The sequence below is a fragment of the Rhodanobacter sp. Soil772 genome, assembly GCF_001428385.1.
Lineage (GTDB): Bacteria > Pseudomonadota > Gammaproteobacteria > Xanthomonadales > Rhodanobacteraceae > Rhodanobacter.
This window is the reverse complement of the sequence record NZ_LMSK01000001.1, coordinates 300474-323883: the sequence shown is the minus strand read 5'-3', so window position 1 is coordinate 323883 and position 23410 is coordinate 300474. Positions and strand designations below refer to the sequence as shown.

General features: G+C 65.7%; 21 protein-coding genes. 7 read left to right on the top strand and 14 right to left on the bottom strand.

Annotated elements, in window-relative coordinates; genetic code table 11:
- Positions 1-11: 11 nt before the first annotated feature.
- The 4 genes from ASG75_RS01615 to ASG75_RS01600 form a co-directional block, all read right to left on the bottom strand.
- Complete coding sequence (locus tag ASG75_RS01615; RefSeq protein WP_056385102.1) at positions 12-725, bottom strand: ion channel; 714 nt, start codon at positions 723-725, stop codon at positions 12-14.
- Positions 726-789: 64 nt separating this feature from the next.
- Entirely contained in the window at positions 790-1260 is a 471-nt protein-coding gene (locus tag ASG75_RS01610; protein WP_056385100.1) for a GNAT family N-acetyltransferase, read from the bottom strand.
- Between the two features lie 160 nt (positions 1261-1420).
- A complete protein-coding gene (locus ASG75_RS01605) occupies positions 1421-1609 on the bottom strand; it encodes an oxidoreductase-like domain-containing protein (protein ID WP_235580127.1) in 189 nt (62 codons plus the stop codon).
- Between the two features lie 128 nt (positions 1610-1737).
- The gene (locus ASG75_RS01600) at positions 1738-2511 is read right to left on the bottom strand and encodes a class I SAM-dependent methyltransferase (protein WP_056385096.1); all 774 of its coding nucleotides are present in this window, start codon (positions 2509-2511) and stop codon (positions 1738-1740) included.
- Between the two features lie 234 nt (positions 2512-2745).
- Here ASG75_RS01600 and ASG75_RS01595 point away from each other — a divergent pair, with 234 nt between their 5' ends.
- The 4 genes from ASG75_RS01595 to ASG75_RS01580 all read left to right on the top strand — a co-directional run bounded on the left by ASG75_RS01595 (position 2746) and on the right by ASG75_RS01580 (position 11541).
- Positions 2746-4167 (top strand): hypothetical protein, encoded by a 1422-nt coding sequence (locus ASG75_RS01595; RefSeq protein ID WP_056385095.1) that lies wholly within the window; start codon positions 2746-2748, stop codon positions 4165-4167.
- Positions 4168-4172: 5 nt separating this feature from the next.
- On the top strand, positions 4173-6476 hold the full coding sequence (locus ASG75_RS01590) for a transferrin receptor-like dimerization domain-containing protein (RefSeq protein WP_056385093.1): 2304 nt from the start codon (positions 4173-4175) through the stop codon (positions 6474-6476).
- 155 nt (positions 6477-6631) lie between these two features.
- Entirely contained in the window at positions 6632-8599 is a 1968-nt protein-coding gene (locus tag ASG75_RS01585; RefSeq protein WP_056385092.1) for a S9 family peptidase, read from the top strand.
- 182 nt (positions 8600-8781) lie between these two features.
- Positions 8782-11541: a M14 family zinc carboxypeptidase gene (locus ASG75_RS01580; RefSeq protein ID WP_056385089.1), complete on the top strand. Its 2760-nt coding sequence runs from the start codon at positions 8782-8784 to the stop codon at positions 11539-11541.
- 22 nt (positions 11542-11563) lie between these two features.
- On the opposite strand, the gene ASG75_RS01575 is transcribed toward ASG75_RS01580, so the two are convergent.
- From ASG75_RS01575 to ASG75_RS01545, 7 genes are all read right to left on the bottom strand, one after another.
- The gene (locus ASG75_RS01575; RefSeq protein ID WP_235580126.1) at positions 11564-13234 is read right to left on the bottom strand and encodes a M28 family metallopeptidase; all 1671 of its coding nucleotides are present in this window, start codon (positions 13232-13234) and stop codon (positions 11564-11566) included.
- Positions 13235-13439: 205 nt separating this feature from the next.
- Positions 13440-15185, bottom strand: a complete 1746-nt coding sequence (locus ASG75_RS01570; protein ID WP_082547462.1) for a GGDEF domain-containing protein — start codon at positions 15183-15185, stop codon at positions 13440-13442.
- A 35-nt stretch (positions 15186-15220) separates the two neighbouring features.
- Entirely contained in the window at positions 15221-15562 is a 342-nt protein-coding gene (locus ASG75_RS01565; protein WP_235580125.1) for a hypothetical protein, read from the bottom strand.
- A gap of 22 nt (positions 15563-15584) precedes the next feature.
- The gene (locus ASG75_RS01560) at positions 15585-15851 is read right to left on the bottom strand and encodes a hypothetical protein (protein ID WP_056385086.1); all 267 of its coding nucleotides are present in this window, start codon (positions 15849-15851) and stop codon (positions 15585-15587) included.
- A gap of 145 nt (positions 15852-15996) precedes the next feature.
- Positions 15997-16818, bottom strand: a complete 822-nt coding sequence (locus ASG75_RS01555) for an SAM-dependent methyltransferase (protein WP_200935573.1) — start codon at positions 16816-16818, stop codon at positions 15997-15999.
- 65 nt (positions 16819-16883) lie between these two features.
- Positions 16884-17660, bottom strand: a complete 777-nt coding sequence (locus ASG75_RS01550) for a slipin family protein (RefSeq protein ID WP_082547510.1) — start codon at positions 17658-17660, stop codon at positions 16884-16886.
- A 37-nt stretch (positions 17661-17697) separates the two neighbouring features.
- Positions 17698-19089 (bottom strand): nodulation protein NfeD, encoded by a 1392-nt coding sequence (locus tag ASG75_RS01545; RefSeq protein ID WP_056385081.1) that lies wholly within the window; start codon positions 19087-19089, stop codon positions 17698-17700.
- A gap of 154 nt (positions 19090-19243) precedes the next feature.
- Here ASG75_RS01545 and ASG75_RS01540 point away from each other — a divergent pair, with 154 nt between their 5' ends.
- Positions 19244-19699: a cupin domain-containing protein gene (locus ASG75_RS01540; RefSeq protein WP_056385079.1), complete on the top strand. Its 456-nt coding sequence runs from the start codon at positions 19244-19246 to the stop codon at positions 19697-19699.
- Between the two features lie 7 nt (positions 19700-19706).
- On the opposite strand, the gene ASG75_RS15835 is transcribed toward ASG75_RS01540, so the two are convergent.
- The 3 genes from ASG75_RS15835 to ASG75_RS01525 all read right to left on the bottom strand — a co-directional run bounded on the left by ASG75_RS15835 (position 19707) and on the right by ASG75_RS01525 (position 21842).
- Complete coding sequence (locus tag ASG75_RS15835) at positions 19707-20114, bottom strand: hypothetical protein (RefSeq protein WP_082547461.1); 408 nt, start codon at positions 20112-20114, stop codon at positions 19707-19709.
- 237 nt (positions 20115-20351) lie between these two features.
- The gene (gene thpR / locus ASG75_RS01530) at positions 20352-20966 is read right to left on the bottom strand and encodes an RNA 2',3'-cyclic phosphodiesterase (RefSeq protein WP_082547460.1); all 615 of its coding nucleotides are present in this window, start codon (positions 20964-20966) and stop codon (positions 20352-20354) included.
- Between the two features lie 30 nt (positions 20967-20996).
- Positions 20997-21842, bottom strand: a complete 846-nt coding sequence (locus ASG75_RS01525; protein WP_056385075.1) for a DUF3014 domain-containing protein — start codon at positions 21840-21842, stop codon at positions 20997-20999.
- 222 nt (positions 21843-22064) lie between these two features.
- On the opposite strand from ASG75_RS01525, the gene ASG75_RS01520 reads away from it, so the two are divergent.
- Together ASG75_RS01520 and ASG75_RS01515 are read left to right on the top strand one after the other, a co-directional pair.
- Positions 22065-22754 carry a methyltransferase gene (locus tag ASG75_RS01520; protein ID WP_056385073.1) on the top strand — a complete coding sequence of 230 codons (690 nt, stop codon included), beginning with the start codon at positions 22065-22067 and terminating at the stop codon, positions 22752-22754.
- Between the two features lie 151 nt (positions 22755-22905).
- Positions 22906-23403 (top strand): hypothetical protein, encoded by a 498-nt coding sequence (locus tag ASG75_RS01515; protein WP_056385071.1) that lies wholly within the window; start codon positions 22906-22908, stop codon positions 23401-23403.
- Positions 23404-23410 lie beyond the last annotated feature (7 nt).

The window sequence follows — 23410 nt, the reverse complement described above, 5'->3', positions numbered from 1 at the left end:
ATCCCGCCCGGCTATTCGCCGCGACGCAGCAGGGTCAAGCCGATCAACCGCGACACCACCAACGCGACGTACATCACCCCCACGAACATCTCCAGGCTGGCCACGGCACGGGCATGCACGGTGATCGGAATGACGTCGCCGATGCCGGTGCTGGACAGCAGCGCGAAGCTGAGGAACAGCAGCTCGGTCCAGCTGCGCGCCTCATGCGGGTTGACCGCGGCGGAGAAGCAGCCTGGCTGCAAGGTCTGGCACAGCACGAATACATAGGTAAACGCCCAGACCAGCAGGGTGAACGTAGCGCCAGCGGCAAACAGTTCGTCGGTGGTGGCGCGGCGGTCCGCCAGCATGTAGCTGATCAGGCACCCCGCCGCGTAGAAATAGAACATCGCCTCCAGCGCCGCCCACCACGGCCGCAATGCCGGCATGTCCATGGTCAGGTCGAGCACGTTGAACAGCACGGCCGGCAGCGCGATGCAGGCGCTGATCCAGGCGCGCCCGCGCGTGCGCCGCACCATCGAGATCGCCAGGCCCAGCACCAGCACACCGAACGCGCCGAACAGCGCCCGCGCCGGGCGCGTGTGTTCGATGAACGGATACAACAGCAGGCCGACCAACTGCACCAGCAGCAGGATCGCCGAAGGATGCCGGATGATCCGCACCAGCCAGCGCAGATGGGCGAAGCGGATCAGCTTGCCCGTGGCCGTGGTTTCATCGCTTCCGCCCATGTGTCCATCCTCCCGTCGATCGTTGCAGTGCAGGAATCCGCCAGGCATCCCTTCGCAGTTTTCATCATGGCAGATCGAGGTGCATCGGCTGAACGACCAGGCCGGTACTGCTGACCGTCAGCGGCCCGCTGGGCAAAAAACCGAAGTGCAGGTACACCGGCACCGCCATCGCCGAGGCATTCAGGGTGAATCGGCGTGTACCGGCGCGGCGCACTGCATCGCGCATGGCGCGCTGCCACAGCCGGCGCGCGATGCCATCGCCGTGCATGCGAGTCGTGACGAAGAACTGGAACAGGTGAGAGTTCTCGCGCATCGCCGCCACCCCGACCAGGCGCCCATCGTCCTGCCACGCCAGGTGGAAACGCTGGCCGGCCAGGATCTTCTTGCGGATCACCCGCGCGCTCATGCCAAGCAACAGCGGCGGCGCCGCACTCGCCGGCTGCTCCGGCAGAATCCAGCGCCGCGTTACCCGGCGCGCCAACACGCCGATCGCGATCGCGTCCTGCGGGCCGGCGAGGCGATAGTGGATGCGCATGGCTCATTCCTGCGTGGGAACATCAAGTTGCCGCCGGTGGCCGCCGGCACCGCCGGCAAGTTCGGATGCGTCGACGGCGGTCACCCGGAACCGTCGCCGAAGGCGGTACTGACTTCACGGGTCACGGCGATCCACATGGCTCCTCCACGGCCGGCGCAACTCAGGGATGACGGGCGCGCCACGCGGCCAGCGCGGCTTCGTAACGCTCAAGCGCTTCCTCGTAGACGTCATACACGCAACGCACGCAACCCTCGCCGCAGCAATCGGCGGCATCCGGCTCGGTCGGTCGCACCGGCGGCGGGTCGTCCGGATCAGGCGCGGACAAAGCAGCGGGGTCAACGGGATTCACGGCATTCCTCGGCATCGTGAGCCAGACGCGGGTCTGGCTGCATGGATAAACCGATGGTGCCGCCAACCGCCGTCGCAGCTCAAGCGGGCCGCGCGACACATGCGCGCGGCCCGCCAGGATGCGGGCGGTTATTTCGCCGGCTTGCGGAAACGGTAGATGAACTGGTCGGTGTGGCCGCGTATCGACTTGTCGAACACCTTGAGGTCGTGTGCATCGGCCGGGTTGCGCAGCGCGTCGCTCTCGCCGTCGAACACGAAACCGGCCGCCTCCACTTCCTGCTTCACCACCGCCGGGTCGATGCGGTGCAAGGTATCGGTGTCGGCGAGGCCGGAGCCGGCCGGGGCTGCGTGGTCGATGACCACGAACAGGCCGCCCGGCTTGAGCGCGTCAAAGACCTGCTTGTCGAAGCCGGCCATGTCCACCGGACCCATGAACGGGTCATGGTAATCGTGGTAGTTCTGCGCGGTGAACACCAGGTCGACCGGTTCCGGCGCGCTCAACAGCGCCGCCGGCTGCTGCAACAGACTGACGTTGGCGTAATGCGGCGTGGCGGCCAGCTTCTGCCATTCCGCCAGGCTCTTGCTGGAGTACTTCGCCATCTCGCCCGGCCAGACCGTGTAGACGTGTCCGTGCGGACCGACGACGGCGCTGAACACGCGCGTCCAGTAGCCGCTACCCGGCACCAGCTCCAGCACTTTCTGGCCCGGTTTCACTTCGGCGAACATCATCACCGCGTCGATCTTGCGGCGGGCATCCTCGGAACGATCGGCGTGGCGGGCCGGATCATTGACCGCTTTCTGCACCGCGGCGGAAACCGCCGTTTCGTGCGAGTTCGCAGCCTGAGCCAAGGCTGCGGCAGGAAGGGCGACAGCAAGCAACACAGCAAGAACAGTGGGACGCATGGTCGTACTCCTCAGTGAGCAAGGGTCCCCGGATTGTGCTCCCGAATCGCGGCGATGGCCCTGTGCCGCTTGGCACGGGGCACCGCCACGGTTCATGCTGCATGCTCGACCGCGGCCATGCCCCACCCAGTGGCTGGTCCAACTGCACACGTCCCGGCGTGCTGCCACGCGACAGCCTGCGCGTGCCCGTAAAACAGGCAGACGACCTCCCGAACACCGTATCAGGAGAACCCGATGCCAAGCCGCACTTCCCTCCCCGTACTCGGCCTTGCGCTTGGACTGTTCCTGCCCGGCCTGCCGGGCCATGCGCAGTCGGCCTCGCAATGGCAGGCGGAACAGATCGCCGCATCGCAGAAGTCCGAGCAGATCATGCGCGAGGCCAACAAGCACAAGAGCCTGCTGGCCCAGTACCAGGTGATGCGCTATCCGTACGCCACCACCCCTGACCCCGCCTTCCACGTCATCTTTGGCCAGTACCTGAGCTGGTACCAAACCTTCATCGGCGACTATCCGGATGCCGCGGTCAGCTTCTCGATCAAGCAGCCGGCGCTGCCGGACGACCGGGCCTCGCCGCTGGACAACCCCGACTACCGCGCCAGGCCGGCGCTGGAAGCAATTCCCGAGCTGGCCAGGAACTACCGTGCGGTGTTCTTCAACGAGGCACACAACATACCGCTCACCCGTACACTGACCGTGCAACTGCTGGGCAAGCTGCGCGCGGAAGGTTTCAACTATTTCGCCGCCGAGACGCTTTACCAGACCGATACCGGACTGCAGGCGCGCGGTTACCCGGTCCCCGACAGCGGCTTCTATACCGAGGAACCGATCTACGCCGAGATGGTGCGCACCGCCCTGAAGCTGGGCTTCAAGGTAATCGCCTACGAAGCGCTCTCCGATGCCAGCGGCGATGCCCGCGAAGCCGAGCAGGCCCGCAACCTCTACCGCCAGGTATTCAAGAACGATCCGAAGGCGCGACTGGTGGTCGACGCCGGTTACGCGCACATCCAGGAATCGGGCGTCTATCTGGGCGGTTCCACGATGGCCGAGCATCTGCACAAGCTCAGCGGCATCGACCCGCTCACGGTGGAGCAAACCATGTTGTACCCCCATCCGTCGGCCAGCAACGACCACCCCGACTACGCCGCGGTGATGGGGAAACTGCAGCCCAAGGCACCGATCGTGTTCGTGGACAGGAAGGGCAGACCGTGGTCGCTGCGCCCGGGCTATGACGTCAGCGTGTTCTTCCCGCCACAGGCGCTCAAATACGGCCGCCCCACCTGGCTCGATCTCGGTGGCAGCCGCAGGCCGTACTTCGTCCGTGGCGAACGCTGCAACCATACCTATCCATGCATGGTCGAAGCGCGTTATGCCGACGAGGGCAGCAATGCGATTCCCGCCGATCGCCTGGTACTCGACCCGATCCCGTTGAACGCCGTCACCAGCGACCGCATCAGCAACGGGCTGATCGAACCCCACAGCGTGCTCTACCTGCGCCCCGGCAAGTACAAGCTGACCTACACGGATGCGGATGCGCGCCAACTCTTCGCCCAGGATGTCACCATCCGGGACAGGGATGCGGCCCGGCCATCCGACCTCGCCGATCCGCCTCAGCCGGCGCAGCCGGCAGAATCCGCCACCACAACTCAGGGGGAATGACCCATATGACCCGATACGCGATACGGCCTTTGCTGGCCTCGACCTGCCTGCTGGCGACCTTCGCCGTCGCCGCCGCGAACGCACCCGGTCACGCCGATGACGGCCCCATGTTCGGCTTCAGCACCGCCGCAGCGACGACCCAACAAGACCTCGAACGGCGCTTCGACGCCCAGCTCGACCCCGCCGAACTGCGCAGCTGGCTCAAGCAGATGTCGTCGCAGCCCAACCAGGTCGGCTCGCCGCACGACCGGGCGAACGCCGAATTCATGTTGGCAAAATTCCGCGAATGGGGCTGGGATGCGCACATCGAGACTTTCAACGTGCTCTACCCCACGCCAAAGAAGGTGGCGCTGGAACTGCTGGGGCCGAAACCCTACACCGCCGTGCTGAAGGAGCCGGCGATTCCCGGCGATGCCACCTCGACCGCAACGGGTGCGCTGCCGCCCTACAACGTCTACGGCGCCGATGGCGACGTCAGCGCGTCGCTGGTCTACGCCAACTACGGCATGCCGGACGACTACAAGGAGCTGGCCCGGCGCGGCATCGACGTGCGCGGCAAGATCGTGCTCACCCGCTACGGCGGCGGCTGGCGCGGCCTGAAGCCCAAGCTCGCGCAGGAACACGGCGCGGTCGGTTGCCTGATCTACTCCGATCCGCATGACGACGGCTACGCCAAGGGCGACGTCTATCCGCAAGGCGGCTGGCGTCCGGCGCAGGGTGTGCAGCGCGGTTCGGTGGCCGACATGCAGGTCTATCCCGGCGATCCGTTGACCCCCGGCGTGGGCTCCACGTCAGATGCCCAGCGGCTGGCGATCAAGGACGCGAAAACCATCCTGAAGATCCCCGTGCTGCCGATCTCCTACGCCGACGCCACCCCGCTGCTGCAGGCGTTGACCGGCCCGGTGGCGCCGGCCGGCTGGCGCGGCGCACTGCCGTTGACCTACCACGTCGGCCCGAGCACGGCGAACGTGCACATGACCGTGCAATCGGACTGGGGCCAGCAACCGGTCTACGACGTGATCGCCACGATCAAGGGCTCGACCGAGCCGGATCAGTGGATCGTGCGCGGCAACCATCATGACGGCTGGGTGTTCGGTGCCTGGGACCCGCTGGCCGGCAACATCGCGCTGATGGCCGAAGCCAAGGCCATCGGCGGCCTGCTCAAGCAGGGCTGGCGACCGCAGCGCACCCTGGTTTACGCCAGTTGGGACGGCGAGGAGCCGGGCCTGCTCGGTTCCACCGAATGGGCCGAGACGCATGCTGCCGAACTGCAGCAGAAGGCCGTGCTGTACATCAATTCCGACACCAACGGCCGCGGCTTCCTCGGCGCCGGCGGCAGTCACTCGCTGCAGCACCTGGTCAACCAGGTGGCTGCGGGCGTGACCGATCCGGAAACCCATGTCAGCGTGCGCGAACGCCTGCGTGCGCACATGCTGGTGGCCGGCAGCCACAAGGACGCCAAGGCGGAGGTCAAGACGATCGCCGAGCTGGCGGCGGCTGGCGGCGACCTGCCGATCGGGGCGCTGGGCTCGGGCTCGGATTACAGCGCGTTTTTGGAGCATCTCGGCATCGCCTCGCTGGATCTCGGCTTCGGTGGCGAGGACGACAATGACGGCATCTACCACTCGCGCTACGACTCGTTCGACCATTACGCGCGCTTCGGCGACCCAAGCTTCGAATACGGCGTGGCGCTGGCCAAGGTCGCCGGCCATGTCGTGCTGCGCACGGCCAACGCCAACGTGCTGCCGCTGCGATTCGGCGACTTCAGCCGCACGCTCGATCGCTACGTCGGCGAACTGCACAAGCTGGTGGACAGCACCCGCAAGGCCACCGCACAGCAGCACAAACTGCTGGACAGCCACGCGTTCGCGCTCGATGCCGACCCGACCCGGCCGGTCGCCCCGCCAGCGCGCGACTCCGACATGCCGACGATCGACCTTGCCCCGCTCGACCGGGCCGCGAAACAGCTCGCACAAAGCGCCAAGGCCTACCAGGCCGCCTACGACAAGCGCGCCGCCGCCGGCTTCGACCTGGCCGCCGCACAGCGGCAGCAACTGAACCGCTTGATCGGCAGCATGGAGCAGCGCCTCACCGACCCGTCCGGCCTGCCCGGCCGTGCCTGGTTCAAGCACATGATCTACGCCCCCGGCATGCTCACCGGCTACGAAGTGAAGACCGTGCCCGGCGTGCGCGAGGCGCTGGAGTCGCGTCGATGGAACGAAGCCGATCATTACGCCGTGGACACCGCGAAGGTGCTTGACGGCTACCGTGCGCAGCTCGACCAACTGACCGCGCTACTGAAGCGGTAATCGCAAGCTGCTGCGTCACGCTCGATCAGGGGGCGGCCCGTGCTCCGCGCCCCCTGACCGCCTGATTGCCCCCGACCCTGCCGATCGCTATAAATGGCACCGGGGATGCGGCTGCGCGCAAGATGCAGCCGCGAAATCGCGACAGGGGAATTCAGATGATGAACGTGCGGCGCTGGATCGTTGCGGCCCTGCTCTTGCCGCTTGCCGCTGTGTTGCATGCCCAGCCGGTCTCGTTCGCCGAGCTGGCGCGACATGCCCAGTACGAGAACGTCAAGATTTCCCCGGACGGGCAGTATCTCGCCGCCACCGCCGTGGTGAAGGGGCAGACCGTGCTGGCCCTGATCCACCTGTCCGACATGAAGGGCAAGCTGGTTCGCCCGCGCGAGGAAAACGATGTCACCGATTTCTGGTGGGCGTCGTCCACGCGGGTGCTGTACTCGGTAGGCATCCGCATCGGCGGTTACGATGCGCCGCTGGCGACCGGCGAACTGTTCGCGGTCAGTGCCGACGGCAACGGCGTCAACATGCTTTACGGCTACCGCCGGCCCGGCATGAGTACCGGCTCGCACATCCAGCGTGCCGCAGCGGAGTACGGCAGCGCCCAGTTCATCGCCGCGATTCCGGACGATCCCAACCATGTGCTGGTGGCGATCAGCTCGTGGTCGGGAGACGGTAACGAGCTGAACCTGCCGACCGCCTACCGCATGGATGTGCGCAACGGCAACAAGAACCGGCTCATCGTCGCGCCTTTGCGCGGCGCGCAATTCGTCGCCGACCACCAGGGCAGGATCCGTTTCGCCGTGGGCTCGGACAACGACGGCAACGCCAAGGTCTACCTGCATTCGCTCGACGGCGACGGCTGGCAGCTGTTGCCGAAGGAAAGCAGGGACCGCTCGACCCCGATCGGGTTCGACCGCGACGACACGGCGGCCTACTTCACCTGCCCCGCGCCTGGTGCTTTCGGCATCTGCCGATGGGACCCGGCGAATCAGTCCCGGACGCTCGTGTGGAGCAACCCCACCGTCGAACCGGACAGCCTGCTGCAAGGCCTGGCTGACGACAGCATCCTCGGCGTGGGTTTCATGGACGGCCGTACCGGCGCCGCGCTGTTCGACAGCCAGTCGACCGACGCGCAGGTCCTGCTGGCACTGATGAAGCAGTTCCCCGGCGAGAGCGTGCGCTTTGTCTCGGGCACGCGCGACGGCAGCCAGAGCGTGGTGCTGGTGGAAGCCGACGTCGACCCGGGAACGTTCCTGCTGTACGACGCGAAAACGCGCAAGCTCACGCCCCTGCTCGCACGCATGTCGTGGATCAAGCCGGAACACATGGCGTTCAAGCAACCGTTCGATTTCGACGCGCGCGACGGCATGAAATTGCACGGTTACCTGAGCTTCCCGCCCGGCCAGGAAAACGCGAAACATCTGCCGATGGTGGTGCTGGTTCATGGCGGGCCGTTCGGCATACGCGACCGCTGGGAATACGACACTTTCGTGCAGCCCCTGGCGACTCGCGGCTATGCCGTGCTGCAGGTGAACTATCGCGGTTCCGGCGGCTACGGTTACGACTACGAGCATGCCGGCTGGCGCCAGTGGGGCGGCAGGATGCAGGACGATGTCACCGACGCCACCCGCTGGGCGATCGCACACGGCATCGCCGATCCGCAGCGCATCTGCATCTACGGCGCCAGCTACGGTGGCTACGCGGCGCTCGAGGGGGCGGTGAAAGAGCCCGACTTGTACAAGTGCGCGATCGGTTACGTGGGCGTCTACGACCTGCCGTTGATGTACCGCCGCGGCGACATTCCGCAGTCCAGCTTCGGTGAGGAATATCTCAAGCGGCAACTGGGCGACGACATGGCCGTGCTGGCCCGGAACTCGCCGATCAACCAGCTGGAGGCTCTCAAGGCCCACGTGATGCTGGTCGTCGGCGGCAAGGACGAGCGTGTGCCGCCGGTCCAGGGGCTCCACCTGCACCAGGCGCTGACGGACCGGCACATCGCGCACGAATGGTTGTTCAAGCCAGATGAAATGCACGGGTTCTACGATGAGGCGCACAACACCGAGCTGTATACCCAACTGGTGCAGTTCCTTGGCACGAACATCGGCCCCGGCGTGACGAAATAACAGCGCCACGCGTCGGGTGACGACTGCTCGATCATGCCCCTGCCCGCAAAGCGGCAAGGGCATGATGAGAAGGTCCATGCCGCATGCCCGCGCGCGCTCCACCCGACCGATGGGCTACACGCTTCCGTCATGTTCTGGCAGAGTGCAGTGAACTGTCGTCTGCCGCCCCTGGGGAATCCATCATGCGTGTATCCGTTCGGCTCTCACTGGCCACCTTGCTGGCGCTTGGCGCGGCCGGCACCACGGCACTGGCCGCTACGGGCGATGCGGCGATCACCGCATCGCCGTATGCCCGCGATACGGCCCAGCCGATCGACCAGGCGTATACGGCGCAGATCCTGAAGTTCACCACCGATCCCTCGTTCAACTCGCCGCTGACCGACTACCTGCCCGCCTCCGCCAGCGTGCCCACGCCGGAGAAGGTGCTCGGCCACATCGCCGGCGCACCGGATTACCTACCGCACGTGGCCGACGTCCACCGCTACTTTCGCGCACTGGCCGCCGCCAGCCCGCGGGTGAAGGTGTTCACCATCGGCAAGAGCGAGGAAGGTCGCGAGATGATCGCGGTGGCGATTGCCGACGAAAGCCTGCTGGCCGACCTCGACGCGAACAAGGCGCGCCTGGCCAAGCTGGCCGACCCGCGCCGCATCGGCATGGACGACGCCACCGCCGACCAGCTGATCGCGCAGTCCACGCCGGTCTACTACATCACCGGCGCCATCCACTCCACCGAGACCGGCTCGCCCACCGCGCTGATGGAACTGGCCTACCGACTGGCGGTGGACGAGGCACCGTACATCCAGCACATCCGCTCGCACGTGATCACCCTGATCACCCCGGTGGTCGAGGTCGACGGCCGCGACCGCATGGCCGACCTGTACAACTGGCACTTGGCGCATCCCGGCCAGAATTACCCGCGGCTGCTGTACTGGGGCCACTACGTGGCGCACGACAACAACCGCGACGCGATGGGCATGTCGTTGAACCTCACCCGCAACGTGGCCGACACCTTCGTCGGCTGGCACGCGCAGGTGCTGCACGACCTGCACGAATCGGTGCCGTTCCTGTACGACAACACCGTGGGTGACGGCCCGTACAACGCGTGGATCGACCCGATCCTCACCGGTGAGTGGCAGCAACTGGGCTGGGACAACGTGCAGCAGATGACCAAGCTGGGCATGCCCGGCGTGTTCACCCACGGCGACTTCGACACTTGGAGCCCGGGCTACCTGATGTTCATCGCCGCCATGCACAACGGCATCAGCCGCCTGTACGAAACCTTCGGCAACGCCGGCGCCGACACCGTGCAGCGCATCCTCGACCCCGAGGAATACCAGCGCACCTGGTACCGCCCGAACCCGCCGCTGCCGACCGTCAAGTGGTCGCAGCGCAACAACAACAATTACCAGCAGACCGGCCTGCTCACCGCGCTGGCCTACTTCTCCGGCAACGGCCAGCAGTTCCTGAAGAACTTCTACCTGAAGAGCAAGCGCTCGATCGAAAAGCCGCAGCAGGCCGGCCCGGCTGCGTACGTGTTCCCGGCCGACGACAAGCGCCCCGGTTCGCGCGCCCAGCTGTTGCGGATTCTGCAACTGCAGCACGCGGAGATCAGCCGCACCAGCACGCCGGTCACGGTAGCGCTGCCGAAACAGGACGATGACAAGAAGAAGGCCAAGACGCAGACCTTCCCCGCCGGCAGCTACGTCGTGCGCATGGACCAGCCGTATTCGCGCATCGTCGACACTCTGCTCGACCGCCAGTACTGGTCGCCGAAGGACCCGCAGCAGCACCCCTACGACGACACCGGCTGGTCGATGGGCGACCTGTTCGACGTGCAGGTGGTGCGGGTGACCGACACCGCGATCCTCAAGGCGCCGATGAGCCTGCTCGATGGGCCGATCGCCGTGCCGCAAGGCCTGGCCGCGGTCGACATGCCGCAGGCGAAACTGCCGCGCATTGCGCTGATGCACACCTGGCTGAGCACCCAGACCGAAGGCTGGTGGCGCATGGCGCTGGACAAGCTGCAGGTGCCGTACGACTACATCAGCACCCAGGACGTGGCGAGGGCCGGCGACCTGCGCGCGAAGTACGACGTGATCCTGTTCGGCCCGATCGGCGACGCCAGCGCCAAGCAGATCATCGACGGCCAGCCGATGTGGGGTAACCCGCTGCCGTGGAAGACCACCGCATTGACGCCGAACCTGGGCCATATCGACTCCACCGACGATATCCGCCCCGGCCTGGGCGAGAGCGGCGTCGCCAACCTCAAGCGGTTCGTGCAGGCCGGCGGCCTGCTGGTCACCGCCGAGGACACCGCGAAGTTCGCCATCGATGTCGGCCTGGCGCCGGGCGTGTTCGTCACGAAAACCGACAAGCTGAAAGTCGTCGGCAGCGTGCTGCAGGCGAAGTTCACCGACCGCAGCAGCCCGATCGCCGCCGGCTACAGCCGCGACGAACTGGCGCTGTACAGCGCGGCCGGCCAGTCGTTCAAGGTATCCAACCTGGTCACCGGCGACCGTGGCCTGCCGACCGCGAAGGACTTCCAGCGCCCGACCGGACGCGGCGGCCCGCACGACACGGACACCCCCGAAGGCCGCGCCTCGATCGCTCCGGCCGCCCTGCCCGACGTCAAGCCATGGCAGCCGCTGCCGCTGAACATCGAGCAGATGCGCAACAACCCGTGGGTGATCCCCGCCGACCAGCGTCCGCGGGTGATCCTGCGCTACGTCGACGCGAAGAACCTCTTGATCTCCGGCCTGCTCGACGGCGGCGACGAGATGGCCGAACGCGCCGCCGTGGTCGACGCCCGCTACGGCAAGGGCCACGTGCTGCTGTTCGCCAGCAACCCGATCTGGCGCGGCGAAACCATCGGCAGCTATCCGCTGGTGCTCAACGCCATCGTGAACTTCGACAAGCTGGATACGCCGCCGGCGAAGCCCTGAAGCCGGCGACGAACTTACCCGGTTATTTCGTCGGTGGCGCGGCCCGCTCCACCGACGGCTTCATCATGGCATCGCGCGCGGCCTTGAACGGGTTGCCGGCGTACCACTGCGGCCACACTCCCGCATGGCTGAGGTGCTGGCCAAGTTCGTACAGCGCCTGGGTATCCTCAAGGATGCCCTGCAGGTTCCAGTGCGGGTCGAACACGTCGTTCGTCGTGTGGTAGCGGTGCGCCGTATAGTCGTCGGCCGCCTTCTGGCCGGCGCCCCTGCCGCCATCGAGCAGGTCGAGACCCGAACTGGCCAGCATCGCCGGCACGCCGGCCCTGGCGAAGTTGAAATGATCGGAGCGGAAGTAGAAGCCGTTCTCCGGCGTGGCCTCCGGCGAGATCACTCGACCCTGCTTGCGCAACACGCCGGCAAGCATGTCCTCCAGCTCGGACTGGCCCTTGCCGATCACCGTCATGTCGCGTGCAGGGCCGATGACCGGCAACGCGTCGACGGCGATGTCGGCCACCGTGCGGTCCAGCGGAAACACCGGCTTCGCCGCGTAGTATTGCGAGCCGAGCAGGCCTGATTCCTCCAGCGTCGGCATGAAGAACAGCACGCTGCGCTCGGGCGGCCGCGCCTGGTTCGCGAACGCACCGGCGATCTCCAGCAACATGCTCAGGCCGGTGCCGTTGTCGATCGCGCCGGCATAGACCTGGTGGCCCTTGCGGGTCGGGTCGGTGCCCAGGTGATCCCAGTGCGCGGTGTAGACCACCACCTCGTCGGGCTTGTCGCTGCCCTCGACCATCGCCACCACGTTCTTCGATTCGATGTGGCCGATCTTGTTGTGCAGGGCAATCGAAGCCGTCGCATGCAACGGCACCGGCTCGAAGCCCGGCTTCGCTGCAGCCCGTTCGAGCTCGGCGAAATCGAGGCCGGCCGCGGCGAACAGCCGGGTGGCTGCGTCGCGCGTCAGCCAGCCGGCCACCGGCAACCGCGGCGATGGATCGACACTGCCCGGCAGGCTCAGCTGCGGCCCGACCGAACCGTTCTGCAGCACGCTCCACGGATAGCCGGCCGCGGCGTCGCTGGTATGCACGATGAAGCAGGCGGCGGCGCCCTGCAGCGCGGCCTCCGCATACTTGTACGGCCAGCGGCCGTACCAGGTCATCGCACGGCCGTTGAACAGCTTCGGGTCGCGGGTGGCGAAGCCGGGGTCGTTGACCAGCACGATCACCGTCTTGCCCTTCACGTCGACACCCCGGTAGTCGTTCCAGTGCCAGGCGGGCGCGTCCGCGCCGTAACCGAGGAACACCACCGGCGAGTCCTTCAGCGCGACCTCGGGTTTCGCCTGCAGGGTCTGCGCCACCATGTCGGTGCGGTACGCCAGCTTCAGCGGCTTGCCACGGGCAGTGACATCCAGGGTAACGTCGGTATTCAACAGCAAGGTGGAATCGGCCGGCACGGTCTGGTACCACGAGCCGTGGTTGCCCGGCTGCAAACCCATCCGCTTGAACTCCGCCACCAGGAAATCGGTGGTGCGCTGCGCGCCGATCGTGCCGGGTTTGCGCCCGCCGAACGCGTCGGAACTGAGCGCCTTGTCGAAGCGCGCGAAATCGGCGGCGTTGATCGACGGCGCCCGCGCCATGTCCGGTTCGGCCGCTGCCGCCTGCAGCGGCAACATGGCCAGGCCAAGGGCGGCCAGCAAGACAGAATTCCTCACGCGCATCGGAACGCTCCCACCAGTGGAATCGACCACCTTTGTAGCGCGCGCCTACCCGGCTGTCCATGCGACAGGCCTCGCCCGCTATCGCCGGATGCGGCCGCAAACGTGCAAACGCAGCCACCGTCCTGGCACCGGAATGTTGTCGCCCGTTGTGAGGGCGACAGGTCACCACGCGCCCACACGACACTCAGTTACGCATGCCGACGCCAAAAAGGCTGACCCGGTTGCGCCCCTCGTGCTTGGCCTGGTACAGGGCGCGATCGGCATCGATCATCAGCTGCCGCAACTCATAATCGGAGTCGGCCGCGTTGGCCACGCCGAAGCTGGCCGAGATCGGGATGCCGGGCGCATCCTTGACACTCGAAACGGCGGCGATCGCCGCGCGCATCTGCTCGACCCGCACCAGTACGTTGCCTAGCGTGCACTCGGGCAACAACATGCCGAACTCCTCCCCGCCGAGACGGCCGAACACGTCGGTGGAGCGCAGGTGCGCCTGGCAGGCATCGACCGCGCGCCTAAGCACCCGGTCGCCCACCGCATGCCCATGGGTGTCGTTGACCGCCTTGAAGTGATCCAGGTCGATCAGCACCAGGCAAACATCGCGCGCCGATTTGCGGCAATAACGCAACTGCCGCTCGGCCTCGTTGACGAAGTGCTGCCGGTTGAAGATGCCGGTGAGGCCGTCGCGCCGCGCCAGTTTCATGAAACGCAGCTGCGAACGCTTGACGCGGTAGGCCCAAAAACCGATGAAAGCCAGTACGGTGAGCAACAACAGTATGTACAAGCGACCCGTTTCGGAAGCCTTTTTGTCGAGATTTCGCTGGAGCTGCAGGATCTGGTTCTGCTTGCCCAAGGTATCAACCTGAAGCTTCTTGGCCAGCAGTTGCTGTTGCACAGTCTGATATGCCAACGCCCTGGCATTCACCGCGTTCAAATAGCCTTTGTTGGTATCCATGTACTGCTCGTGATAAGCAAGCGCAGCCTCCATGCGCCCTTGTTGCTTCTCGGTCAGATACAAGACTTGATAGGCGATACTCAGCGGCTCGGCAAATCTGTTGCTTTTGCTTTGGTCGACTACTGCCAGTGCATACTGCCGCGCCAGTGCTGGACGGTTGGTTTTCCTATACGCCTCGGCCAACGACGCGTCGAACTGAGAGATCAGCATCTGATACTTGGTATGTTGGACATCGGCGTAGTTGCTCTTCAATATTTGGAGAGCAATGTCAGTACGACCTCGCTGCAGAGCCAAGCTCGCTTCATAAAACCTGATTCCATTGGCATAAACCAGGTCGCCTACCTTGGTGCAGATATCGATGCCCTTCTGGAATTTGCGATCGATGCCCTCCAGTTTATCGCTCTTGTACAACGCCGCGAGCTCCGCGTGGCCAGCAATACAACTGTATTCACTAATTTCCGGAGTCTCTCTGAACAGCTGATCGGCGTACGTAAATGCCAGATCATATTGCCCGGCCTCTTCGTACAAATAGGCCGCAATGACAAGCGCCTGCTTGCGCGCGTCGGGATCGGTAATCTTTGGCAACTCGGCAAGCAACAAACTTTGCCGTTGAAACGCCTCTTCGTACCGTGATCGCTCCGCCAGCGTGTTGACGAGCAGTACTCCCGCCCTGAAATGAAGGGTCAAGTCCGCGGAATGATTCAGAAGACCCTTGAGAAGGGAATCCGACAACTTGTAGTCACCTCGGTACGCTGCCCCCCAAGCCTGCAGGTAACGAAGATAGTCCAGCTGATCGGGTGGCAAGCGCACGCTGTCATTACCCAAAACATCGAGTATTTCGAGGAACTGCCCCTGATCCGACAACTTGATGCTGTCCGCTTGCTTGAGCAATGACATGGGATCACTGGCAGACGCGGGTATGGCCGCAATGGCCATACCCGCGAATGACAACCCAAGCAGGATCCATCCCAGGATCATTCCCCGACGCTGCGTGCCGGACGTGAACACTGAACTTAGTTCGCGAGATCTGACACCGAACGTTCCTCGCCATCATCAGGGGGAGGGGTTTCTTCAGAATCATCCTCTTCCTGCTCTTCCCCCGGCGCCAAGAAACCGCAGACAGGCGTAACCCCCATCAGGGCCCCCAGTTTTGCTCGGTCCCCGCCACAAATCGCCCTCTGCAGCATCGGGTCAAGGCCAGCCAGCATCGGCGCAAAATCGAGTGAGCCCTTTGTTGCGCAACTCAACTGCGCGTCCTGCCCCATCTTTTCGAGAAACTCAATGACATTGGACATGCGAACCCCCTGATTGCTGACGTAATCAGCGTCCATGGCAATGCGGACCTCTTTCGCCATGCGTCAGCGAATCCGACTCGCCTCAGGCACGCCGCTCTTCGTAATGTTCATCTTCGTCGTTGATCCCAGGAACCAGCAAGCACCGCACCTGCGCAGGAACCAGCAAGCAGCATACATTCTGTGCCCCTACCAGCGCTGTCAATCGTTGCTGATCCCTGGCCAGCACAGCTTGCTTGATATCCTGATCCAGCTGGCTATTGACCAGCATGTGCTGCATTTCCCCGTTGGAAGCGTAGCGCAGATTGGCGTCCTGCCCGACGGTTTCCAGGAAATCGATGATATTGGACATGGCGTTCTCTCCTCGAGTGTACGGTTGGTTGAAATACGCGGACCGCTCAGCCACCGGGACGAGATAAGCCCGCCCAATTACCGGCAACTGCAAGCCTGCGCCAAACCATCCTAGGGACGCCGCCAACACCAACTTGTCTACCTGCTCACAGAATATCCACCTGGGCTGTGGCCTCGGCCCGATCCAGTTCGGCCAGCCGCGCGCGGAGCTCCGCATTCGGCCGCAGCGGACCTGCAGGAGGCACGACCACCGTATCCTCCATCTCGACCTTCGCCTGCGGCAGGTCGCGCAGCTTCACCCGCTCGATGCGCGCCTGCTGGATCGGCAAGGTGGCGCCGCGGTAGATGGTGATCTCGTGGTCGAGCGGGTAGTCGCGCGCCAGCACGTCGACCAGCACCTGCTTGTACGCGGGGCCCGTCGAGAAGCGGGCCAGCGACTGGTCGCCCACCAGGCCTACCTGCCACAACACCAGGTAGGCGGTCGGGTCGATCCGGCGCTGGTAGAACAGCAGCTGGCTGGCCTCGAAGTGCTGGCAGCCGTAGCGGCCCGGGTCGATGCCGAGGTCCGCGTAGAGGCAATCCTCGGCGGAAATGCCCGGCTCCATGTGCGCGGGGTAGCCCTCGCTGCGAGCGACCTCGATCGACTTGTGCGGTGCCCAGGCGAACACGCCAGGATGGCCGTAGAACACCCCGCACACCCGCTTGCCCGCGCGCACCTCGGTGAGGATGGCCTCGACCATCTCGCGGTAGGTCTGCATGCGCGACTTGCCCTCGTGGTAGTACGGCTGCAGGCTGCGCACGTCCGGGTGCATCTTGTTCAACCACAGCTCGACGATGCCGTCGGAGAGCCCGGCGAACACCACGTCCGCCTGTTCGATGTGGCTGCGCGCCAGCGGACCGAGGTGCGAGCCCAGGGTCATGCCGAGGCCCACGCAGACCAGGCTTCCGGGTGAACGTGCTGCATCCATGGTGATCGCTCGTCTTGGCAGGAGGTGAGCGGCATTATTCACCCGCTTGGAACGGCTGCGCCAGTTCAGCGGTTCGAGGCCGGATCGGACTTTGCCGGGAACGCCTCCATCAGCGGCCGGATCAGGTCCAGCGGCAGCGGAAACACGATGGTCGAAGACTTGCCGTTGTTGGACATGTCGGCCAGCGTCTGCAGGTAGCGCAGTTGCAAGGCCTGCGGCTGCTGCGACAGCATCGCGGCGGCGTCGCGCAGTTTCTCGGCGGCCTGCATCTCGCCTTCGGCGTGGATCACCTTGGCGCGGCGTTCGCGCTCGGCTTCGGCCTGGCGGGCGATCGCGCGCACCATGGTTTCGTTGAGGTCGACGTCCTTGATCTCCACGTTGGCGACCTTGATGCCCCACGGGTCGGTGGCCTCGTCGAGGATGGTCTGCAAGGTGTGGTTGATCGAATCGCGTTGCGACAGGATCTCGTCCAGCTCGTGCTGGCCGAGCACCGAGCGCAGCCGCGTCTGCGCCAGCTGGCTGGTGGCCTGCAGGAAGTTCTCCACCTGCAGCACGGATTTGTCCGGCTCCACCACGCGGAAATAGACCACCGCATTCACGCGCACCGAGACGTTGTCGCGCGAGATCACGTCCTGCGGCGGCACGTCCATCACCGTCACGCGCAAGTCGACGCGGATCATCCGCTGCACGAACGGCACCAGCAGCACCAGCCCGGGGCCCTTGGTCCCGGTGTAACGGCCCAGGGTCAGGATCACCCCGCGCTGGTACTCCGGCAGGATCTTCACCGCGGAGAACAGCAGCAGCACGCCAAGAATTACCAGTACACCGACGAATCCGAACATGATCATCTCCTGCCTTTCATGAAATTGCCGCGCCGGTTCATGCCGGCTCGACCCGCAACAGCAACCCCTGCCGCGACACCACGCGCACCCGCGCACCAGCCGGCAATGCGGTATCGCAACGCACGCGCCAGCGCTCGCCGCGCACCATCATCCAGGCCTCGCCGCCGGCGCTCACCGGCTCCAGCAGTTCGCCAGTGTCCATCTGCATCGCCGCATCGCCGGTGACCGGATGGGCGCGGCGCGAACGGAACACCAGCCACACGATCAAGGCCAGCAACGCCGCCGCACACACGGCAATGCCGGCGATCACGCCCAGATTGACGCCATAACCGGGCACCCCAGTATTCATCAGCATCACCGAGCCCACCACGAACGACACCAGTCCGCCGGCGCCGAACGCACCCACGCTGGGATTGACCGCCTCGGCCACCAGCAAGCCGACACCCAGCGCCATCAAGGCCAGCCCGGCGTAGTTCACCGGCAGCAGTTGCAGCGCGTACAGGCCGACCAGCAGGCAGATGCCGCCGGCGATGCCCGGCAACATGGCGCCGGGATGCATGGCTTCCAGCAGCAAGCCGAAGATGCCGGCCAGCAGCAACAGATAAGCGATGGTGGGGTTGGTGACGATCGCCAGGAAACGCGTGCGCGCACCGGGCGCATATTCGCGCACGGACGCGCCCTTGAGCTGCAGCGTGATGTCGCGGTCGCCGATCTGCACCTTGCGCCCGTCCGCCTTCGCCAGCAGGTCGGCCACGTCCGCCGCCACGAAGTCGATCACATGCTGCTGCGCGGCCTCGCTGGCGGTCAGCGTGGCCGCGCCGCGCACCGCCTGTTCGGCCCACTGCGCGTTGCGCCCGCGCAATTGCGCCAGCGAGCGGATGTAGGCGATCGCATCGTTCATGGCCTTGTGCGACTCGGCATCGTCGCCGGCGGCTGGCTCGTCCTTGGCGGCTGTACCCGCTACTGCCGGCTGGTCGCTGGCCTTGGGCAGCGACACCGGCCGGGCGCCCCCCAGTTGCACCGGCGTCGCCGCGCCCAGGTGGGTGGCCGGCGCCATCGCCGCGATCTGCCCGGCATACAGGATGTACGTTCCGGCCGACGCCGCCCGTGCACCGCCCGGAGCGACATACACCAGCACCGGCACCTCGCAGGACAGCATGCTGGCGATGATCTGCCGCATCGAGTCGGCCAGCCCGCCGGGCGTGTCCAGCCGCAGCACGATCGCCACCGCGCCATCGGCCACCGCACGCTTCGAGGCGTCGTCGAAGTACTCCGCGGCGGCCGGGCCGATCGGGCCATCCAGCGTGATCTGCGCCACCATGCCATGGGTCGACGTGCGGCCGGCAGCCACTGGCTCGACGGCAAACGCCACCTGCATCGGCAATGTGCAAAGAACCGTCACCCAGACCAGCCACAGCCAACGCCTCATCTCACCGACCTCCGCATGACATCAGCGACGATGCCGCCACTGTAACCCCGTCGGCGTTCAAAAACCGATCGCCGACGGGTCAGCGCAGCCAAGGTCTGGCCGATGCACAATGATTCATCGAAAGCGGCCCACCCACCGCTGCGAGGAACAAGCCATGCCGAAAGTCGATGTCGACAAGGTCCCAAAACGCTCGGGCTCGGACTACCCGGCACCTTACGCGGAACCCGTCAGCGGGCGCATCCGGCAGGCGCTGGGCCATGCCTGTGGCCTGACCGATTTCGGCGTCAACCTGGTGTACCTGCCGCCGGGCGCGTGGTCGAGCCAGCGCCACTGGCACAGCCAGGAGGAGGAATTCGTCTACGTGCTGGCCGGCGAACTGACCCTGGTCACCGAAGCCGGCGAGCAATTGCTGCGCGCCGGCGATGGCGCGGCATTTCCGAAAAACGTGCCCGATGGCCACCACATGATCAACCGCGGCAAAGAAACAGCCGTCTATCTCGACATCGGCACCCGCTGCGACGACGACACCTGCCATTACTCAGACATCGACCTGCACCTGGAGCCAGGCGTCGATCACTATTCGCACAAGGACGGCACGCCCTACCGCTGATACGCCTTCATTGTCCCCCGGACGTCTTCGGAGGATTAACTGCCGGCGATTCACCAGCGTAATCCCGCCGCGGATCTCCAGCATAGGGTGAGATCTGGCACTTTACCTGGGTGTGTATGTCGTCACGGCACGCCTTGGAGCCGAGCGTACCCAGATAGCTCACGTACTCTCCCTGCGAGAGCCGATGATCGTGATTCGCATCATATTGATCGAAATGCGCCCGCAGTTCAGGCAGATCCTTCGGAACCTCGGAGCGACTGATGGCCCCGTCGCCGTTCTTGTCGACATTCGCGAAATAAAGCGGCGAATTGGCAGGGTTCCCCGCGGCGGCATCCTGTGCTGAAACAGGTGAGGACAACGAGGCACCACCCACCGCCAAAGTCATGCAAAACGTCGCAAAACCGAACTTCTTCATGGTTCACTCCATCGAGTCAAATGACAACACAGACATCATCCCGACTTGTGCTAGCCCGCATGCCTATCGTGTGGCGAACGACTCATAGGCAGCACCATCACCGGCCCCTTCAACGGCTGACGGCCAACCCAGCATACCCCACGGCAAGTGAGACACAACACAGAACTTCGTGGCTATCGGGCGACCGAAACCCACTCGGGCGATATCTTCGCCACCGTTGACACGCCTGCGAACGGTTCAACTGTTCTGCAGCGACCACTCCGCCAGCACCTGATAGTCCTGCTGGCCGACCACGCTGTGGACCACCGCAAGGCGTTCGACCCGCCATGCCACCGGTTCGATCGGCGTGACGTCCAGCAGCGCAGCCTGGCTGTAGGCGACCGTGACATGCGGCGTGAAGCTGCGTGCGACGTGGCGGCCCTGCCCGGCCAGCACGAGCGCACGGCGCAAGTCCTGCCATAGCTGTTGCAGCGGCTCGGGCACGCTCGAACTGCGCAGGATGCACGGCGGTTGTCGGCCATGGAAGCTGGCCGCCTCGTGCAGCACCCATTCGAACAGCGCCATGCGCAACCCGCCCGCGGCAGCCATCGCCGCATCGACCACGTCCTGCCGCAGCAGCGCGTGGTCGCCGAGAAAATGCAGCGTGGCGTGATAGCGCATCGGGTTCACCCAGCGCGCACGCAGCTTCGGATGACCGGCCTTGAGTGCCTGCGCCGCCTGCGCCAACCGCGCACGCGTCGCGGCGTCCGGCAGCAGCGCGAAGAACAACCGGTGCACTTCGGCAGGCCGGGCATCGGCGGCTCCGAGCAGGTCGAGCTGAGGCTGGCCGGAAGGCGTGGGTCGAATGGCCATCGTTGCAAATCGCAAGCTGGGCGCGCGCGTCTACCCGGCCGTGCCCGCCGGCGCCGGATGCAGGTCCTGCCCGGTCAACTGCGTGCGGATCGCGCGCAGCTTGGCCTTGATCTTCGCCTCGTTGGCAAGCCCCACGCGCAGCAGCAGCTTCTGCCCGGTCGAGCGCGATTCCAGCGCGGGATCGGCGTAGACGTAGAACGCCTTCGAACGCACCAGGGCCGGCGGCTGGGCCGGTTCCGGCGCGGCCAGCAGGTCGTCGATCGCCACGATCAGGCGGTCGTTGAAATAGCCCTTCGGGTAGCCCAGTTGCCGGTACGCCTGCTGGAACAGCGGATAGGCGTGCACGTACCAGGCCACCAGCGCCTGCGGATCGACGGCATCGACGATCTGCATGTACGGCGCATAGCGGGCAACGTTCCGCTCGCCGGCCACCGTGATGCCGTTGGCTTCATCGACGATGAACGCGCCCTTCGGCACGCGCGCCGGCAGCGTGAACGTGGCCAACCCATCATGACGCGGCAACGCATCGATGGTCGCCACGATGCGCGCGACGACCTGCTGGCGCACCAGCAGCGAGGACAGGTCGTTGCCGCCGGCCAGCGCAGCGAGTGCAGCGATCGTGCTGGCGTCGCTGTCGTCCAGTGCCGGCAACGCGCTGGTCGAGGCCGTCGCCGGCCCGGCCTGCGCCTGTTCGATCGGGTGCTGGATCGGCGTACTGGCGGCGCTCGTGGCGGCCGATGCGGAGGCAGCCGGCGCGGCGGTCGGTGGTGCGCCGGCATGCATCGCCTTGCGTGCCAGGTACACGCCCGCCACCACGATGGCCAACACCACCACCACCGCCCCGATCCAGCTACCTGTCGATGCCTGTCTGCTCACGATCTCTCCCGTTCCGCCGTCGAATGCCTGTGTTGGACTTGCCCACGCCCGATTCGTTCATCCCGCCCGACCGAGTCGGCCTGGCAACACCCTACCGACATTGCAGGTAAGCTGGCCATGCTTCCGTTTCTCCCAGCGTCTCGCGGCGAGTGCCGCTACGCTCCCTGCCCACGTTTCATCCCGCTTGCCGATGGTCGGGACGATACCTTACGGGAGGTGCCCATGCCGGGCTATACCACTCGCGAACTCGTGGTCCGCCTTGGCGGCCACGACTACCGCATCCGGGCGCTGAGCGACCTGCAGCAATTTGCCGACCCGCACCAGCTGGCCAACCGCATCGGCATCTCGTCGGCGCTGTGGAGCCTGTTCGGGCAGGTATGGCCGGCCGGTCGGGTACTGGCCGAGGCGATGGCTACCCACGACATCGTCGGCAAGCGCATCCTGGAACTCGGTTGCGGGCTGGGCCTGTCCAGCCTGGTACTGCAACAGCGCCGTGCCGACATCACCGCCAGCGACCATCACCCGCTGGCCGAATCGTTCCTGAGCCACAACGCCACGCTGAACCGGCTGGCGACCATCGTCTATCGCGACCTGCGCTGGGAAGTGCCCGACGTCACGCTGGGGCGCTTCGACCTGATCATTGGCAGCGACATCCTTTACGAAAGCGGCCACGCGGACCTGCTCGCGGCGATGGTCTCGCGTCATGCGCTGCCCGACGCCGAGGTGCTGGTCACCGATCCGGGCCGCGGCAACAGCGCGCCGTTCACCCGCGCACTGGTCGGCCAGGGTTTCGCCGTCACCGAACTGCGCAGCCGTTTCGACGCGGCCGACGTCGCGCCGTTCCGCGGTCGCCTGCTCAGCTACCGGCGTGGCGCCGTGATGGCGAACGGCACGCCGATGCGAACCCATTGAGCCGTTTTTGATAACAACCGCGTCACGCGCCCGCAACGCGGTTGCGACAAGGATGGACACTGCTCGCCCGCCTTGCCCGCGCGGTACGCACGAGCTCCCGAGAACGCCGTCCGCGCGAGTGATATCACGCCGGAACACGGAGGGAGACCTCATGAAAACCCGATGCGTATTCAGCACACCCGATCTGGTCGCGGCACGCGCCGCGATGGCCGCGGCACGCGCGGCCGGCATCGACGACGGCGACATCTCGCTGGTCGCCCGCGAGGACATCGAGCTGGAAAAGATCCCCGATCATTTGATGCAGGGGCGCAATGATTTCTATCCCGCCGCCGTGCGTGGCGGCGTCTGCGGCGGCGGCACCGGCCTGCTGCTCGGACTCATCGCGGTCGCCGTGCCGCCGTTGGGTGTGACGCTGGCCGGCGCCGCGGCGATGACCATCGCCGGCGCCGCGTTCGGCACCTGCATCGGCGAGATGGTCGGCTTCGAGGTGCCGGACGTGGTCAGTCGCAAGTTCAAGGACGAGATCGCAGCCGGTCGCATCCTGGTAGTGATCGACGCCAGCAAGGACAAGCTCGGCGTGGCCGAACCCGCGGTCGCACGCACCGGCGCCACGCCGCTGCCGTTCCACGCGCATACCGCGCTGACCTGACCGCCAG